This window comes from Hydrogenophaga sp. (genome assembly GCF_022844385.1).
In the GTDB taxonomy this organism is placed as follows: Bacteria; Pseudomonadota; Gammaproteobacteria; order Burkholderiales; family Burkholderiaceae_C; genus Hydrogenophaga.
This window is the reverse complement of record NZ_JALHLX010000085.1, coordinates 1-15,033: the sequence shown is the minus strand read 5'-3', so window position 1 is coordinate 15,033 and position 15,033 is coordinate 1. Positions and strand designations below refer to the sequence as shown.

Sequence of the window (15,033 nt, the reverse complement as noted above, 5' to 3'; positions counted from 1 at the left end):
GCGTGCGCCTCGTGCTCAGATTCAGTCCCAGTTCGGCTTGTTTCTTCATACCCTGATTGTTCTGCTTCACCAGCCTTCACGCCATTGGGGACGGCACGGGGTTTTGAACACAATCCCTAAGGCCTCACCAAGCTGCAAGCAGTGGATGCTCAGCATGGTCTCCATTGCAAAGAACGGCGCCCACCCGGCGCATGGTGTGCGTTACGAGCATGTGGCTGGATGAGCCAGACCACGGCCTGCCAAGGCACGACCATCTTCAAGAAAAAGTTCCTTGCACGTCTTCTTGTGGAGGCATCAAGCCCCTATCTTCTCCTCACTTCAAGCCGATGGCCCGCTTTTTCTGGACAAGATTTGATATAGGCGCCTATGCCAGTTAAGCTGAGAGCACCTGCGCCGCGATCATGTTGACCCCTGTGACCTCATGGGCAGGGCGCTGGTCCATCTCTTCGAAAGTGCCAGCACCTCGGTTTACCCAGCAAGTGGGATATCCATAGTACGCTGCGCCCGTCACATCCCAGGCGTTGGAAGAAACAAAGAGAATCTCCGATCGATGCAGTCCTAGCTTCCGTTCGGCCAGCTCGTAAACAAGACGGCTTGGCTTGAAGATCTGCACATCATCAACACTGATCAGATGTGCAAAGGACTCCGTCAATCCAGAATTCCGCACTACTGAGTCGATCGAGTTAATAGATCCGTTTGAGAGAATTGCGAGAGGCAATCCACGTGCGCGAAGTTCGCGCAACGCATCAGGGACTTCGGGAAATGGTGAGAGACGCAAGTAAGCTTCACAAAGCGCTTCTTTGCGCGCAGTACTGATCTCCAACCCCAAGTACCGACACGTAAAGACAAGCGCGTCCTCGGTCGCCCTTTCGAAGTTGACATACTGATTCATAAGGCTTCTCAGCCATGTGTATTCAAGCTGTTTTTGGCGCCACACCACGCTGACTTCCCGCCCTCTTTGTGGATAGTATTTTTCGCACAACGTAGCCACTGTGTGCACGTCGTAAAGTGTGCCGTAAAGGTCAAAAACGATACCTCGAATGTCTTTCATGGGATGTCCTTTGTCGTTGAAGGTTAATAGTGCTTGCGATGCACGTCAGTCTTGGCCAGAGCGATAGCCCGTCTGTGCGCGAAAGAAGACTTCATCGAAATGCGCTTGTCCCTTCGCATCGCGGCCACCTAGCCACGTACAGAAAAATGCACCCAGGAAGCCGATCGGTACGCTCACCAACGTGGGGTTCAAGATCGGGAAGAGCGCATGTTCCTTCATGAAGGCGGGCCCTATGAAAGCTAGAACCAATGAAGAGATCAGCCCAGCTGCCACGCCGCCTATCACGCCAGCCGTGTTGAACCGACGCCAGAAGAGCGATAGAACAATGATGGGGAAGTTCGCGGAGGCTGCCACTGCGATAGCAAGAATCACCAGTACGCCGACATTAAATCCCTGCGCAAGCAACCCCAAACAGACAGCCAAGGCGCCGACGGCAAGAGTGGATATCTTTGCGACACGTACTTGTTCGGCTTCTGATACACGCCCACGTTTGATTACGTTAACGTAGAGATCGTGTGCAACCGCACCAGAGGTGGCAAGCGTGAGTCCAGCGACGACGGCCAGGATCGTGGCGAAGGCCACTGCACACACCACCGCTAGAAAAACTTGGCCGCCCACGGAGCCTACGCCGCCTCCCAAGTACTGTGCGAGTAGTGGCAGAGCCAGGTTTCCCCCTTTGTCCGCGGCCCGGATAGCGTCTTGGCCCACATAGCTGGCGGCTGCAAAACCGATCAAAGTGGTCACGAGAAAGAAACTCCCCGCAAGAAACATAAGCCAGATCACGGACTTCCGCGCCGTACGAGCGTCGGGCACGGTGAAGAAACGGGTCATGATGTGAGGAAGACCAGCAACACCCAGCATGAACGAGAGAATGAGTGAAAGCGGGTCCAGTGGATGTTTCAGATAGCCGCCTGCAGCAAGCATCTGACTTCCATACGTCGACTCTACCGTCGAGAAGAGAACGAGGGGATTGAAGTTCACGTGAGCAAGCAGCATCACCACCAGCACCGCAGCCGTCACGAGAAGCAGTACGGCTTTGATGATCTGCACCCACGTGGTTGCGATCATTCCGCCAAAGAGGACATAGACCATCATTCCTATGCCAACCAATACTACGGCGGACTCGTACGAAATGCCCAGCATGAGCTTCATCAAGGCGCCCGCACCGGCCATCTGAGGGACCATATATGCCAGGTTGACGACGACGGTTCCCACCACTGCAGCAAGTCGCGCATGAGGTGTTTGCATGCGATAGGCGATCACGTCCCCAAGCGTGAATCTTCCCGTGTTCCGCATCGGCTCCGCGATGAGCATCAATATCACCAAGAAACCGGCCAAAGCCGCGACAGCGTAGAGCGACCCATCCATTCCGTAGAGTGAGATAAGCCCAGAGAAGCCGAGGAATGCGGCTGCACTCATCCAGTCTCCCGCCAACGCAAACCCGTTCTGACGAGCCGTGAGATTGCCGCCGGCTGCATAAAACTCGCTGGTTGTGTGAGTGCGCTTTGCCGCCCAGTACGTAATTCCGAGCGTGAGGGCCAGGATCACAACGAAGATCGCAAGCGTCAATGTCTTCATGAAAGCCTCCGAACTTCAATTGCTTCGATCGCTGCTTGCGCTTGCGCGTCAAATCGTTGATTGGCCGATCGAACGTAAATGAGAGAAACCCCCCAGCACAGCAGGTATGTGAGGAGCACAAGAAGATAGCCAACGTTGAAAGCACCTACCACCTTTTGTGCCATGAAGTCCTTGGCGAATCCAGCAAGCAACGTCATCGCGACGATTAGGGCGAAGCTGCTGATCAACAAAGGAGCAATGCATCGCGTCTTGAGTGCCAGCAACTCCTTGAAGGACGGGCTGGCCATTGCGTCAACCCACTTCTGACGGTCAGTCTTCGCCAAAGGGTTTTCGGTTTTGACACGCTCGGGTTCTGCATGAGGTGCAGAAATCTTGATAGCCATGGGGTCTCCTGTAGTGGTTTTGACTTGCGGCGACTGCTTTGCAATGGTCATGCCCGGAAAACTAGGTGTTTACCCACGATCTCAGCTGCCAAGTTGAACGCTCAAGTGTGTTTTTGACCAGATTTGGCAGGACCGCCTGTAACAGTCATGCAGTAGATCTGATGTCTGAACCATGCATGAATCATTCGATCCAAGAATGACTCATTGAGATTGAGTACTGGGTGCGCACTTGCGCGGGTTCAGTTCAACGTTTGAGTCAGTACTGACTCAGAAACCTATACTCGCCATATTCAGAGGAGAGCAACATGAAAAGGCGAGAACTACGTGTGGAAGAAGACATTGCTCAGGTGCGTCAGACCTGTCGTGATCTCGAAGAGATACTTCAAAATTCTTTTGATGGGATCTTCGTCGCCGACGGCAATGGCACAACTCTCTTTGTCAACGAGGGATGCGAGCGCAACTACGGCGTGAAGGCCTCGGCGCTCATCGGTCATCACGTCTCAGAGTTCGAGAAAAAGGGTTGGATCCGCCCGGTGATCGCAGAGAAGGTCGCGCAGACCAAGCAACGCGTCACGACCATGCAACAGACCCATACAGGGAAGACCATCATGGTCACCGGCATCCCGCTCTTTGATGAAGAGGGCCAGGTGCGTCGGGTCATCATCAACTCGCGTGACATGACCGAGCTCATCGTTCTTCAGCAGGATCTGGCCCAAGCTCAAGAGGAGCTAAGACGTGTAGACAGTGAAATCACTGCGCTCAGACAACAAACGCTGCAGATCGATGGCGTCATCTTGCAGAGCCCAGCCATGCAACGCCTGGCTGATGTTGCAGTGCGAGTCTCAAAGGTCAACACAACAGTGCTCATAACGGGCGAGTCCGGTGTAGGCAAAGAAGTGGTCACGCGCTTGATTCACAACGAAAGTCCGAGGGCCAAGGGCCCTTTCATCAAAATAAACTGCGGCGCACTCCCTAGGGAACTGCTGGAAACCGAGTTGTTCGGGTACGCACCGGGTGCCTTCACTGGTGCGCTGAGACAAGGCAAGCATGGTCTTGTCGAACTGGCTTCCACGGGAACGCTGTTTCTGGACGAAATCGGTGAAATGCCCCTAGACCTCCAGGTCAAGCTACTGACGGTTTTGCAGGATAGGGCTGTGACACGCGTTGGCGACACGCGCGCGATTCCGGTTGACGTGCGAGTGGTGGCTGCGACCAATCGCAACTTGAAGGAAATGGTTTCGCAGAAGACCTTTCGAAGCGACCTTTACTACCGGCTCAACGTGGTGCCCATACATGTACCATCGCTTATGGAGCGCCGCGAAGACATACTTCCACTCGTCCACCATTTTGTGAGCGAGTTCTGCCGTCAGTATGGCTTGGAGCGCCGCATTTCAGAGCGCGTCATGCGGAAGCTTCACGATCATTCTTGGCCGGGGAATGTGCGTGAACTGAAGAATGTCGTGGAACGCTTGGTAGTTACCAGCCCAAGCCCCTTAATCGGACTGCAGGATCTGGAAGGAGTCCTTGAACCTCAATCGGTTGGAACTGATGGCAAGGTATTGCTTCGCGAACGTCTCGAGAAGTATGAACAAGCGATTGTCGAAGAGGCCTTGAGAAAGCACGGCAATACGCGCAGCGCCGCGACGGCATTGGGCATCAGCCAGTCAAGCGTTGTTCGAAAGGTCAAGCTGACGGAGAAGCGTCACTAAGTCAACACTGAATGCGGCGGGGCATGGGAGATGGCAAGGGCAATTGCACTCAAGCTCTTGTATATGCTACCGGGCGCATTTGAAGCCTTGGTGGACGACACGCACCTCGTGTATCTGGCCTCTCCCTTCGCGCAGCAGGTGCGCGCCAGGGCGCAACCCACAGAGCAGCGTGACCAGACACGATCGGCTCAGGAAGAAGCAGCGTCTTCAAGCTGTTGGACTCACGCTGGGCATGCCAAGCCAGCACGTTGCGGAGCAACCCAATGTGCTCCCCGGGCGGCGGCTTGCACTTGAACAAACCCTGCCACCGCGCGACGATCGCGTCGCCGTTGGCCAATTGCAGCAACTCCAACGACGCGGTCATGGAACGCTGAAGGTGAGCACCGGCACCATCGTGGACGCCTCCACAATTGGCGCGCCAACCTCGACCAGGAACGCCCTGCGCCACGCCTACTTCAGGGCTCGCCGCTGCTACCCGTCAACTTCACGCACAAGGCGGATGTCGCACTCTCGATCTACGTAGGCCCATTCCGCCGAGGCCCGCAGTTCTCGCAACAGACCATCGAATATCGTCTCATCTGCAGGGGCGTACTCGAACCATGTCAGAAAATCAAAAGGCTGCGAAGCGGTGAGATCGCGGCAATGGTGCAGTCTGCGGGCAATGGCCGGCAAATATCTAAGGCCGATCGCTATATGGCGGGACTGCACCTCCAACACGTCGCGCCGTTCGTCCTGGGTCGACGTCCACCATGCCGAGTTCTTTCGAATCGGGATCAAGGCGGCGTACGTCGCCGCAGGGCGATGTAGATCCTCCTGTTTGGCGGTCAGTGCGGCCTTCTCCGCCCGGTTGACATAGCGCTCGTTGCTGGTAATTCCGTCGAGCTTCCACGACGCCAGCGAAGTACCCGGCGAAGCCTCACCCGCAAAGACACCCAGACGGCGTGCCTGGGGGAGCGGATCGCCCACCAGGCAATCCATACTTCGGATACGCCACAGGCCACGATCCCCTCCGACAAAGGAGAACAGCCGAGGCGGGTTCGAAGGCAAAGTGACAATTGGATTCATGGCAGCCAAAAAAATGCGTCAGATCGACCGGGGCCCGGTGGCGGTTTGCCCGAAGAGCAGTTTCTTGCCCTCTTCTGTCACAGTGGCACGCGAGGCATAGGGCTCGCCGCGTTCATAAGCGCTGATCGTGGCAGGTCGATTGCGAATCGCGTCAAACCAGCGCCGCAGGTGGGGGAACTCGTCGAGGTTCTGCTGCTGGCGCTTCCATGGCACGACCCATGGATAGGTCGCCATGTCCGCGATCGAGTAGGCTTCACCGGCCAGGTGCACATGCTCGGCCAGACGCCGGTCAAGAACGCCGTATAAGCGGTTGGTCTCATTTACGTAGCGCTGGATCGCATAGGGAATCTTCTCTGGTGCATAGATGCCGAAATGGTGGTTCTGGCCAGCCATGGGACCGAGGCCGCCAACCTGCCAGAAAAGCCATTCCAGCGCAGCCTTGCGCCCACGCAGATCGCTCGGCATGAAACGCCCCGTCTTCTCCGCAAGATAGACCAGAATGGCGCCAGATTCGAACACGGTCACGTGCTCTCCTCCATCGACCGGCTGGGTGTCAATGATCGCTGGCATCCGGTTGTTCGGCGAGAACGCTAGGAACTCCGGCTTGAACTGATCGCCCGCACTGATGTCGACAGGATGAATGCGATAGTCGAGACCAGCCTCCTCCAGAAACATCGTGACCTTGTGGCCGTTGGGCGTGGGCCAATAGTAGAGATCGATCATTTGCGATTCCGTCGTTGAGGTGAGCCGGTGTCGTCGAGCAGCGCCAGCGCGGGCCGCACAAGCCCGCGCAGCAATTCGGGCTCCGGCCGCGAGCGCGCGAGAACGCGCAATCCCATGAGCAAACCGAGCAGCATTCGAGCAAGATCGTCGGCCGGCAATGACGCGCTGATCGCGCCTGTGTGCTGGCCGGCCTTGACGCAGCGATGGAAGAAGGCCTCCATATCACGCAGGACATTGGCCAGCGCCACCTGAAACTCAGGATCGTGCGGCGCCAGTTCCAGCGCCGAGTTCACGATCAGGCATCCCTTGCGTTGATCGTCGGCCAGCGACAACTCGATGATCTCGTCGAAGAATGCACCGATGGCTGCCCGAGGTGCAAGCTCGGACTCGAAGCGTCGGACCCGATCGCAAAAGCCTCGCTCGACATAGTGCTCGAGCGACTGCCGGTATAGCGTGCGCTTGTCGCCGAACGTGTTGTACAGACTGGGGCCGGCTATACCCATCGCGTCGGCCAGGTCCCGCACCGAGGTAGCCTCATAGCCACGCGACCAGAAGCATTGGATCGCGGCATCGAGGGCCGCTGCTTCATCAAACTCTCTTGGGCGTGCCATTACCGTTCGCGAATCGCGTTGTGATTGGATGAAGTGCTTGATGCCGCGTATTCACAGTGCACTATGGTCCTTGACCGCCTCTTCCAATGCGCTCTTGAGCGTCAGGAATTTCGCATCGACGGCTGATGGGTCACTGCGGTTGAGCGCAATCATCTGGGCTCGCGTCTCGCCGCCACGAATGACCTCGAAGGCGTTCGTCTCCATCCCTTCGACAATGGCATCGGCTACCGCTGAAGCAGGCTCGCGCGAAAACCCCAGTTCAGGACCGGCGCGATTGGACTTCATCATCGGCGTGTCCGTCCCTCCAGGATAGGCCGTCAATACATGAATGCCTTCGCCCTTGAGCTCGCGCCTGAGCGCCTCGCCGAAGCGAGCCAGACCCGCCTTGACGGCAGCGTAGGTTGTATAGAACGGTGCGCCGACCAGAGCGATGCCGGAGGCGACGTTCACGACCATGGCGTCTCCGCTGGTCCGCAAGGCGGGCATCGCCCCGCGGGTCAGCAGGATAGGTGCGAGCAAGTCGACGATGACCATCTGCTCGATCTCGGCTTCCGGGGTGTTCTCCAGCCTGCCAGCCCGCACGCCTCCAGCGTTGTTGACGAGGATGTCGAGCCCGCCGAGCGCCTGTATAGCCTGGTCCAGCGTTGCCCCCCGTCCTTCGGCAGTGCCCACATCGGCGCAAACGCCCTGCGCCGATGCAAGGCCGCGCAGCGCGTCGTCAAGGGCACTCTGGCGCCTTCCCGTGATGACCACTCTGGCCCCTTTGGCGCTCAGCGCATGGGCCAACGCGAGGCCGATCCCGCTCGATCCGCCCGTGACAAGAACTCGCTTGTTCTTGAGTTCCATTTCATACTCCTTGCGCTGATGCTGAGGGATAGTTCGACGGGAAGAGCGCGCGTTTGGTCTCTTCGTCGTTGACTGCCTTGAACGCATGACTCTTGGCGAGCGCCCTGGCGCGGGCAACCGCCGGACGCGCATCCACGCCGGCGAACCACCGCTTGAGTTCGGGAAAGGGACCCAGCGGATCCTCGGCGCCCTTGCGCACGCGGGAAGCGCGGTCGAGCCAGCCCCATGCGGAGATGTCGGCGATCGTGAATGCCTCGCCCACGATGAAGTCGCGTCCCTCCAGGTGATCGTTGAGGACCTGGTAGTGCCGCTCCGCCTCGCGGCGGTAGCGATTGACCGCATAGTCAAGGCCCTCGGGTGCGGCGAACTGGAAGTGCACCGCCTGACCTGAGAACGGTCCGAGTCCCGACGCGATGAAGAGCAGCCAGGACAGCAGTTCCGGCCGATCCTCAAGCGCGCCACCGAGCTGGCCTGTCTTGTCGGCCAGATAGATCAGGATGGCCGTTGAGTCGAAAACCCTCGCCTCCTTCCCGCCGGGCCCTTCGGTATCGATGATGGCCGGCACCTTGCCGTTCGGATTGACCGCGCGGAAGGCCGGCGCATGTTGCTCACCCTTGCTCGTGTCGACCGGAACGGCCTCAAAGGCCAGGCCGGTCTCCTCCAGAAAAAGCGCGATCTTCGCGGGATTGGGGGTGGGGTGAAAGTAAAAGCGGATCATGCTGGGTACCTCATGGTCGTGGAAATTGGTGGCGTCGCTGTCCGATGAGAAGGACGCGCTGCCAGCAGCACGCCGCTAACGACAACGGCCAGTGCAACCCATTCCGCAGGTGACGGCAGTTCCCCAAGCATGGGAATGGCGGCCAGTGAGGCCACGACAGGGATCAGGGCAATGATGGCCGTGGCTGCGGATGGGCCCAGAAGCGCGACCGAGCGATTGAAGGAAACGATCGCAACGCCGCTCATCAAGACACCCTGGTAGACCGCCTGCAAGGCGAGTTCGCTGGACGAGGCCAAAGCGAGGCGACTGAAGCCTCCAAGAATGTAGACCGGCAAGAAGAGGACGGCTGACCAGAAGCAGATCAGGGCGGCAGCCTGCACAGGTGTCAGGGCACTTCGCCGAAACAGTAGCGTGTAAACGGCCCACATCGCTGCAGCCGTCATCAAGGCGGGAAGGCCCACCGAGTTCACGCCGCCATGGGCGGATGCACCGCCCACAACCATGCATATCAATCCGATGACGATAGCGATATAGCCACACCAGCGCACCCTGCCCTGTTTTTCTCTAAGGAATACCCAGGCGAAGATGCCCGCAAATACCGGCATCAGGGTCGGCGTGATCGCTGCTGCGCGTCCAGCTGACGTGAGCTGCAGGCCGAGGGCCACCGCCAGGACAAACGGCAATCCCCACAGGCAGGCATACAGCAGACCCTCACGCCACTCGCGTGCTGCAAGGCGTCTCTTCCCTCCCAATAACACCGGAAAAAGAATCACGGCACCAATGCCGAATCGCAGCGCGGTCACATCCCACAGGCGGAGTTCGCGCGTGACACTGAAGCGTGTGACGACGAACCAGCCCGCGAAGATCATGACGCTGACTCCGGCCCAGAAGAATCCGCGCAAAACGCTGCGTGACGGTCGCTGGGATTGCAGCGTGCAAGCGGGTCCGACGATCGGTTGCGGTGCAAGGTCGGGAGCCTGATTCATGATCTCGGCTGCACCCGCACCGCATCCAGCAGTTGCTGTGGGGCCAATCGCTTCCGATAATCGATGTCAATGAACGCGAGCGAGATCCGCTGGTCCTGCGCGATCACGTAGGTGGCAGGAACAGGCAGCTCCCAGCTGTCGTCTCCATTGATGCCCGGCAGCGCCTTGTTGGCGGAGCGCAAGGCGTCGCGCAGTTCCTGCGGCAGCGGATAGACCAAGCCGAACTGGCGGGCCACGGCATTGCCCTTATCGCTCAGCACGCTAAACGTCAACGACTCGCGCTCGGCGGTTGACAGCGACCCGTCCGGAAGCTGCGGCGAGATCGCCAGCAAGCTCACTCCCAGGGGGGCCAACTCCGGCAACAACGCCTGGTACGCCCGCAACTGAAGATTGCAGTAGGGGCACCACCCACCCCGATAGAAAGTCACAACCGCCGGGCCGACTACAAGGGCAGACGACAGGGACACCACGCCGCCTTTGGCGTCCGGCAATGCAAAGTCCGGAGCCTTGTCGCCCTTCCTCAAGGCGGTACGCTTCGCGAAGGTCGATTGCAGTTCTTCGATCTTTGCTTCATATAGCGCCGGCCGGCCGGCTGGCGCAGTGAGGGCGAAGTGCTCGCGGTACTCCAGCAATTGCAGATCGAGATCAATGATGGGTGGCATGGGCGGGACATTCCACTGCGTGAAGAGGTGGGGCCGCGATGCACTAGGGCGCTTGATGCAGCCAATGGAAGATATTCTATATCAAACGATCAAAAACCAACTTGACCAGCACGTGGATGGCACTCAATGAGTACGTAGCGTTGAAGTTTGCGCCCATGTTTATCTGTTACGCGATTGTGTGGTGAGGCGTAGCGGGCCTACGGAGCAAATGAGGGACTTCGCCATGGCTGATGAATACCTCTAGGGGTCGCGTCTCCCGATCATGCTGCGATTCGAAGCAGTTTCGGATTGTCCGGGGAGGTAACTGCGTCCGTAGCCAAGCCATTTTTAGCAGCCACCACCGGTCCACGCGGAGATACAGACTAGACGGGCGAGGCCCAGCGCGTCATCTAGCCTGGCCTGCGTGAGTAGCACAGGGAAACTTCGTCCGCAACAAATCGTGCACGCGTCAGCGAGTCGCGCGCAGTTGCGCGCAGTCGCGCGCAGTCGCAAAAACTCAGTGCTGCTCTCCCAATTCGGCAAACACAGCCTCGTAAATCTTTTCCATCAGATGTACGGCGCAAGGTCCCGCACACTCAAGCTGGTAGCACTCGACCTGGTCGCTCAGAGCTTCAAGCACGTGCGCGGGAACGGGCTCTCCTTCCACCCATACGGCTCGATTGAGCGCACTCACCATGCCCAGGGCGGCATGAACGCAGCCCTGCACCATAGATACGTCAAAGTCAGCAACAAAGGCCCGCTTGCGGAGTTCGACAGAAGCACACATTTCATGCAGCCGCGTGAAGAACTCCATCCCGAGCGTTCCCATCAACCGCGCCTTCAGCGGGTTGGACACAATGCGGGTGCTTCCATGCGGATAGGACTCCTGCATGGCCTTGATTGCCGTGGAAGCGGCGCTGACCATATGGACGGCATCAAGATTCGGCACACCGGACTCACAGAGCTTCCTGATGTCGGACAAGCAGAAGTCTACGTAGCCGGGGTCCACCGGCGCGTCCTGAAGGTCCCGCAGCAGGGCCAATGCCAGGGCGGCGCAGTCCATCACGGCCCTCAAGGTATCGGCAGGGAGCAAGAGGTAGTGCGACTTGTATCGTTGCTCCTCTTTGAGAAACTCGTCGAGCCTATAGACGAACTCCGCCGTGACCGTGTACATCAAGCGGGTGTTCATATCGTCTTCGTCATTCGGGTAGCTAAATCCAGACATTTCGTCTCCTGTTGAGTTACGAGGACCAGTCTGTCCTCGTGACCTATAGCCTGGGTTTTTAGCCCTCCGATCAGATTTCCGAATCTGTCAAATCTACGACGCCTCACCCATCAAACGCACCAAGCGTCCGGGGACCAATATGTCGTCGCCACAATGGGCTACTTCGTCCAGCGCCTCCTGGTCATGAATGCGCCACGGGTTGTAGTTCAGCCCGCTGGACGCCGCCACGGACTGGCATCCAACGAGATAGTCATCGAGGTCCATTCCGGTGAGTCGGTGACGTGCATGCAACGCGCAGTCATCCCCCAGCAGTAGAAGCTGCATGGTCCAATCGCTGGCGCGCGGCATTAGACTGCCAGTGCCTCTTAGAGGCACATACAAACCTCCGTCTTGCGGTCCAACGACCACGAACGACTGTTGTTGCAAGAGGTTTTTGGACGCCAGGTTGATGTGCCAGAACTCATGGGAGCATAGGCTGCGCAGCTCGCTTCGACCAACCCCTGGCAGCCTCACGAGCAGTGGCAGCGCGGGTTCGAGGACGCTCTCGCTTGAACCAGAAAGAAAGCACTCCATGCCAGCCAATGAATTCTCTTCACCTCCTTGGCGGAGGGCGTCCAAGCCCATTTCGAGGACCACCTCATCGGTCTCGTCCAGAGAGAGAAGTTGGGTTGTGATTGAGTACATGTGGTGAAGCTCCATACCGTTAATGCTGATCGCCCCAATGGCGATCTTTGTCGTATAGCAACCTGCTTCCATGCGCGCCAGATTGTTCACCCGTGGTCGGCTTCCGACAGGGTCGGTGGTGCAAAAAAGAGGGGTGAGACTCTCGCCTCACCCCTCGCGCTGAATCAACCGAACCGTGCGCGCGTCTGGTGGATGCTCGCAACTGAGGTTAGTACCTGCACCAGCTGCGGCAGCAGCCACAGCTCTTCCGTTCCAAGTTGTGCTCCGCAAGCCAATTGCGCCGAAGCACCTTCACCTTCGACGCCCAATTGCTCGACCCAGCGGTCCAGGTCGGTCGCGCACACGAAGTCAAGCAACGTGAGGTGCCCTGCCACCACTTGAACGACCACTGCCGGCACGCCCAGGTAGACGCCGCAGGCTGCAGCAAACTCCCGGGAGATATTGGCCGTCTCTCTCATCCCGCTGTGGAGCTGGGAGAGATAGCCAATCGTCACGCCCAGCTCGCGAGCCAGGGCCGGCACATCCATCTTGCGGTTGACCGCTTCGTCGAGCAACCAACCTACGAGCGGTCCACCCTTTGCGCGGTAGAGCCGCTTCCAGCGTTCCGTCGCACTTTCGTCTGGCTTGCGCTCGAGGACAATTTCCTTCATCGATGCAGAGAGGCTCTTGTTGTCGTTGGTCTGTGATTTCATAACTTTTCCTTTTGTCAGTGGTGGCCAATCTGCAAGCGTGTTTGCCAGATCGGCCACGTTTTTTGGGCTTCGGTCATCCGGGGTGCCATCCCCGGCGGCCGTGCTTACTTCCAGATGTAGTGATGCGCAGCGAGCTTTTCGATGAGCTGCTCCGGAGCCACTGCCGACACGCTGGCAAGCTTCACTGCCACGCCCTCCAGCGAGGAAGGAATGCGCCTCGGGTCCCTCAGCTCGAGCACCGTATCGACGTATTCCCTGAGCGCACTCTCCCCCAGTCCCAACGACGCTTCTTTGCACATCGGCAAGAGCGGCTGAAACTCCCGCACGCCGAAGGACGCCGCCCACACGGCAGCAGTCGGTCCGTCACCAGCGAGTGAGTAGCCGAGGGCGTCCCCATGAGCAACCGCGCGCACGCAATTCGCCACCTTGTGGTCAAAGAGCGGCGCCACGTAGCGATGCTGGAAAGGGCCTGCCTGATGGGTGAACACAGCGTAGTGAAGTCCGGAAGCTGCAGCGAGCACTGTCAGTCGCTCGTTCTCTTGCTGCGGATATCCCGAAGCCTCGAGCATTGAGAAGATGGTGGGGTCAATATCTCCGCAAAGCGTCCACCGGTGCAGGGCTCCGGGAAGAGCCGTACCGACGCCCGCAGTGGCCTTCTTCACGTCCGCTGGCGACAGGAGTGCGCCGAGGTAAATCCCCTCGCGGAGCTTGAAGTCCACCTTTTTCAACTCTGCTGTTTGGTCTTGTTTCATGTGATGTCCTAGTTCGTACCCGATCGGTACATCACGTATAGGCACCAGCTTTTCATCGAGTCGTGGACCTCAGCAACCGCCGCCCTTTTCTGTGCGATGAAGAGCTTCCGGCGGGATCGCCACTGCGATGCAAATTGGGCAACGGCGGGGTTCAAGTGGCGCGTCATTTGACGGTGTCTATACGAACTGTCGACGCGATGAGCGCGGCATTAAGGAAACCCCAGCGTGACGGCCGTCGGCCGTCTACCCGCCAATCGAGGCCACAAGCCATCACAAGGACATCAGCACATGCACTTAGCCCTCTCCGAGCTGCTCGACCTCCTGGTCGACATCGCAGCCAAGAACCCACATCTCATTTCAAGAAAGAAGCCAACTCAATGTCATCAGCAGGAGCGTATGGCCGCCATTCCGGCGGCAACGGACAACGCGACACGTCCATCGAGGACCAACTCCGCCGTTGTCGGGAAGTCGCCGAAAGGGAAGGCCTCACGCTAGACCCGAAGTTCGTTTTTTCCGACGAAGCAGTGACCGGGAAGGCAGAAGGAATAACCAAGCGGACGCAGTACCGCAGACTGCTCGACGCAGTGGAAGCCCGTGAGTGTTCTGTCGTCATCGTCGACGAGATTTCTCGACTCACTCGCCACGTTCAGGAGGGCGGCCGTTTGATGGATCTCGTCGAACAGATGGGCGTACGGTTTCTGACCAACGACGGCATTGACACACATCGAAACGGGTGGAGGCCACTCTGGATGGTGAAACTCATGGCCGCCAACATGGAGATTGAGAGCACGGGTAGCAGGACCACGCGCGGCATGTTGGGACAACTTGAGCGGGGGTATCAGATTGCGCAGCCCCCCTACGGATACCGAGGCACCGTCGAGGTCAACGAAAAAGGCAAGGTACTTGGCACAAAGTGGTCCATTCATGAGCCCGAAGCAGAAGTCGTGCGACGCATCTATGCATTGCGACAACAGGGCATGTCATGCCCCAGCATTGCAGAGACTTTCCAGCGAGAAGGGTTGGTACCACCTGGGAACTCCCGCAAACGCAGCCAGGTGCGCTGGCGCGCAGCGAGCGTTCACCGTTTGATGACCAACACCATCTACAGGGGCTTGTTCGTCTGGAACGGGAGCGGCTTCTCAAGAGCAAAGGCCCGCAAGAAGCGAAAGCAGCTAGAGCCAAAGTCATTTCATCGGCCGGAGCTGAGACTGGTGTCCGACGAACTCTGGTACGCCTGCTCACCGCAATTCGATGAAGGGGCGCGGACCTACGCCCCAAGAGGCGGAGGCAAGAACGTGTTTTCAGGGCTCGTTCGCTGCGGGACGTGCGACTCGTTGCTGTCCGTTGGCAGCACCCAGGGCATGCATTG

Annotated in this window: 17 protein-coding genes; 3 read left to right on the top strand and 14 right to left on the bottom strand. The window is 58.6% G+C overall.

Annotated elements, in window-relative coordinates; genetic code table 11:
• On the top strand, nucleotides 1-223 hold a 223-nt coding region (locus Q0C59_RS13660; RefSeq protein ID WP_291216391.1), incomplete at its 5' end, for a hypothetical protein.
• Nucleotides 224-373: 150 nt separating this feature from the next.
• On the opposite strand, the gene Q0C59_RS13655 is transcribed toward Q0C59_RS13660, so the two are convergent.
• From Q0C59_RS13655 to Q0C59_RS13645, 3 genes are read right to left on the bottom strand one after another with little or no spacing between them, the layout of a single operon-like run.
• On the bottom strand, nucleotides 374-1,051 hold the full coding sequence (locus Q0C59_RS13655) for a haloacid dehalogenase type II (protein ID WP_291216390.1): 678 nt from the start codon (nucleotides 1,049-1,051) through the stop codon (nucleotides 374-376).
• A gap of 45 nt (nucleotides 1,052-1,096) precedes the next feature.
• Nucleotides 1,097-2,629: a cation acetate symporter gene (locus tag Q0C59_RS13650; RefSeq protein ID WP_291216388.1), complete on the bottom strand. Its 1,533-nt coding sequence runs from the start codon at nucleotides 2,627-2,629 to the stop codon at nucleotides 1,097-1,099.
• Nucleotides 2,626-3,012, bottom strand: coding sequence for a DUF485 domain-containing protein (locus tag Q0C59_RS13645; RefSeq protein WP_291216386.1), 387 nt, complete (start codon nucleotides 3,010-3,012; stop codon nucleotides 2,626-2,628). The genes Q0C59_RS13650 and Q0C59_RS13645 overlap by 4 nt, the downstream gene beginning before the upstream one ends.
• A gap of 305 nt (nucleotides 3,013-3,317) precedes the next feature.
• Between Q0C59_RS13645 and Q0C59_RS13640 the strand changes: the two genes are divergently transcribed.
• On the top strand, nucleotides 3,318-4,721 hold the full coding sequence (locus Q0C59_RS13640) for a sigma-54-dependent Fis family transcriptional regulator (protein ID WP_291216384.1): 1,404 nt from the start codon (nucleotides 3,318-3,320) through the stop codon (nucleotides 4,719-4,721).
• Nucleotides 4,722-5,192: 471 nt separating this feature from the next.
• On the opposite strand, the gene Q0C59_RS13635 is transcribed toward Q0C59_RS13640, so the two are convergent.
• The 11 genes from Q0C59_RS13635 to Q0C59_RS13585 all read right to left on the bottom strand — a co-directional run bounded on the left by Q0C59_RS13635 (nucleotide 5,193) and on the right by Q0C59_RS13585 (nucleotide 13,664).
• Entirely contained in the window at nucleotides 5,193-5,786 is a 594-nt protein-coding gene (locus Q0C59_RS13635) for a chlorite dismutase family protein (protein WP_291216382.1), read from the bottom strand.
• An 18-nt stretch (nucleotides 5,787-5,804) separates the two neighbouring features.
• On the bottom strand, nucleotides 5,805-6,509 hold the full coding sequence (locus tag Q0C59_RS13630) for a glutathione binding-like protein (protein WP_291216380.1): 705 nt from the start codon (nucleotides 6,507-6,509) through the stop codon (nucleotides 5,805-5,807).
• Nucleotides 6,506-7,120 carry a TetR/AcrR family transcriptional regulator gene (locus Q0C59_RS13625; RefSeq protein ID WP_291216378.1) on the bottom strand — a complete coding sequence of 205 codons (615 nt, stop codon included), beginning with the start codon at nucleotides 7,118-7,120 and terminating at the stop codon, nucleotides 6,506-6,508. The genes Q0C59_RS13630 and Q0C59_RS13625 overlap by 4 nt, the downstream gene beginning before the upstream one ends.
• Nucleotides 7,121-7,171: 51 nt before the next feature.
• Nucleotides 7,172-7,966 carry an SDR family oxidoreductase gene (locus Q0C59_RS13620; protein WP_291216376.1) on the bottom strand — a complete coding sequence of 265 codons (795 nt, stop codon included), beginning with the start codon at nucleotides 7,964-7,966 and terminating at the stop codon, nucleotides 7,172-7,174.
• 1 nt (nucleotide 7,967) lies between these two features.
• A complete protein-coding gene (locus tag Q0C59_RS13615) occupies nucleotides 7,968-8,684 on the bottom strand; it encodes a glutathione S-transferase family protein (protein ID WP_291216374.1) in 717 nt (238 codons plus the stop codon).
• The gene (locus Q0C59_RS13610) at nucleotides 8,681-9,670 is read right to left on the bottom strand and encodes a DMT family transporter (protein WP_291216372.1); all 990 of its coding nucleotides are present in this window, start codon (nucleotides 9,668-9,670) and stop codon (nucleotides 8,681-8,683) included. The genes Q0C59_RS13615 and Q0C59_RS13610 overlap by 4 nt, the downstream gene beginning before the upstream one ends.
• Nucleotides 9,667-10,332, bottom strand: a complete 666-nt coding sequence (locus Q0C59_RS13605) for a peroxiredoxin-like family protein (RefSeq protein ID WP_291216370.1) — start codon at nucleotides 10,330-10,332, stop codon at nucleotides 9,667-9,669. The genes Q0C59_RS13610 and Q0C59_RS13605 overlap by 4 nt, the downstream gene beginning before the upstream one ends.
• A gap of 496 nt (nucleotides 10,333-10,828) precedes the next feature.
• A complete protein-coding gene (locus Q0C59_RS13600; protein WP_291216368.1) occupies nucleotides 10,829-11,536 on the bottom strand; it encodes a hypothetical protein in 708 nt (235 codons plus the stop codon).
• Between the two features lie 93 nt (nucleotides 11,537-11,629).
• A complete protein-coding gene (locus Q0C59_RS13595; protein ID WP_291216366.1) occupies nucleotides 11,630-12,310 on the bottom strand; it encodes a hypothetical protein in 681 nt (226 codons plus the stop codon).
• Between the two features lie 74 nt (nucleotides 12,311-12,384).
• Nucleotides 12,385-12,912, bottom strand: a complete 528-nt coding sequence (locus Q0C59_RS13590) for a hypothetical protein (protein WP_291216364.1) — start codon at nucleotides 12,910-12,912, stop codon at nucleotides 12,385-12,387.
• 104 nt (nucleotides 12,913-13,016) lie between these two features.
• A complete protein-coding gene (locus tag Q0C59_RS13585) occupies nucleotides 13,017-13,664 on the bottom strand; it encodes a hypothetical protein (RefSeq protein ID WP_291216363.1) in 648 nt (215 codons plus the stop codon).
• A gap of 377 nt (nucleotides 13,665-14,041) precedes the next feature.
• Here Q0C59_RS13585 and Q0C59_RS13580 point away from each other — a divergent pair.
• Nucleotides 14,042-15,033, top strand: a 992-nt coding sequence (locus Q0C59_RS13580) for a recombinase family protein (RefSeq protein WP_291216362.1), incomplete at its 3' end; no start/stop codon positions are given.

Coding starts and splice junctions, on each gene's coding strand:
- Q0C59_RS13585 (WP_291216363.1), bottom strand. CDS start 13,664: ATGAAACAAGACCAAACAGCAGAGTTGAAAAAGGTGGACTTCAAGCTC.
- Q0C59_RS13600 (WP_291216368.1), bottom strand. CDS start 11,536: ATGTCTGGATTTAGCTACCCGAATGACGAAGACGATATGAACACCCGC.
- Q0C59_RS13605 (WP_291216370.1), bottom strand. CDS start 10,332: ATGCCACCCATCATTGATCTCGATCTGCAATTGCTGGAGTACCGCGAG.
- Q0C59_RS13645 (WP_291216386.1), bottom strand. CDS start 3,012: ATGGCTATCAAGATTTCTGCACCTCATGCAGAACCCGAGCGTGTCAAA.
- Q0C59_RS13590 (WP_291216364.1), bottom strand. CDS start 12,912: ATGAAATCACAGACCAACGACAACAAGAGCCTCTCTGCATCGATGAAG.
- Q0C59_RS13650 (WP_291216388.1), bottom strand. CDS start 2,629: ATGAAGACATTGACGCTTGCGATCTTCGTTGTGATCCTGGCCCTCACG.
- Q0C59_RS13625 (WP_291216378.1), bottom strand. CDS start 7,120: ATGGCACGCCCAAGAGAGTTTGATGAAGCAGCGGCCCTCGATGCCGCG.
- Q0C59_RS13615 (WP_291216374.1), bottom strand. CDS start 8,684: ATGATCCGCTTTTACTTTCACCCCACCCCCAATCCCGCGAAGATCGCG.
- Q0C59_RS13620 (WP_291216376.1), bottom strand. CDS start 7,966: ATGGAACTCAAGAACAAGCGAGTTCTTGTCACGGGCGGATCGAGCGGG.
- Q0C59_RS13635 (WP_291216382.1), bottom strand. CDS start 5,786: ATGAATCCAATTGTCACTTTGCCTTCGAACCCGCCTCGGCTGTTCTCC.
- Q0C59_RS13630 (WP_291216380.1), bottom strand. CDS start 6,509: ATGATCGATCTCTACTATTGGCCCACGCCCAACGGCCACAAGGTCACG.
- Q0C59_RS13655 (WP_291216390.1), bottom strand. CDS start 1,051: ATGAAAGACATTCGAGGTATCGTTTTTGACCTTTACGGCACACTTTAC.
- Q0C59_RS13610 (WP_291216372.1), bottom strand. CDS start 9,670: ATGAATCAGGCTCCCGACCTTGCACCGCAACCGATCGTCGGACCCGCT.
- Q0C59_RS13640 (WP_291216384.1), top strand. CDS start 3,318: ATGAAAAGGCGAGAACTACGTGTGGAAGAAGACATTGCTCAGGTGCGT.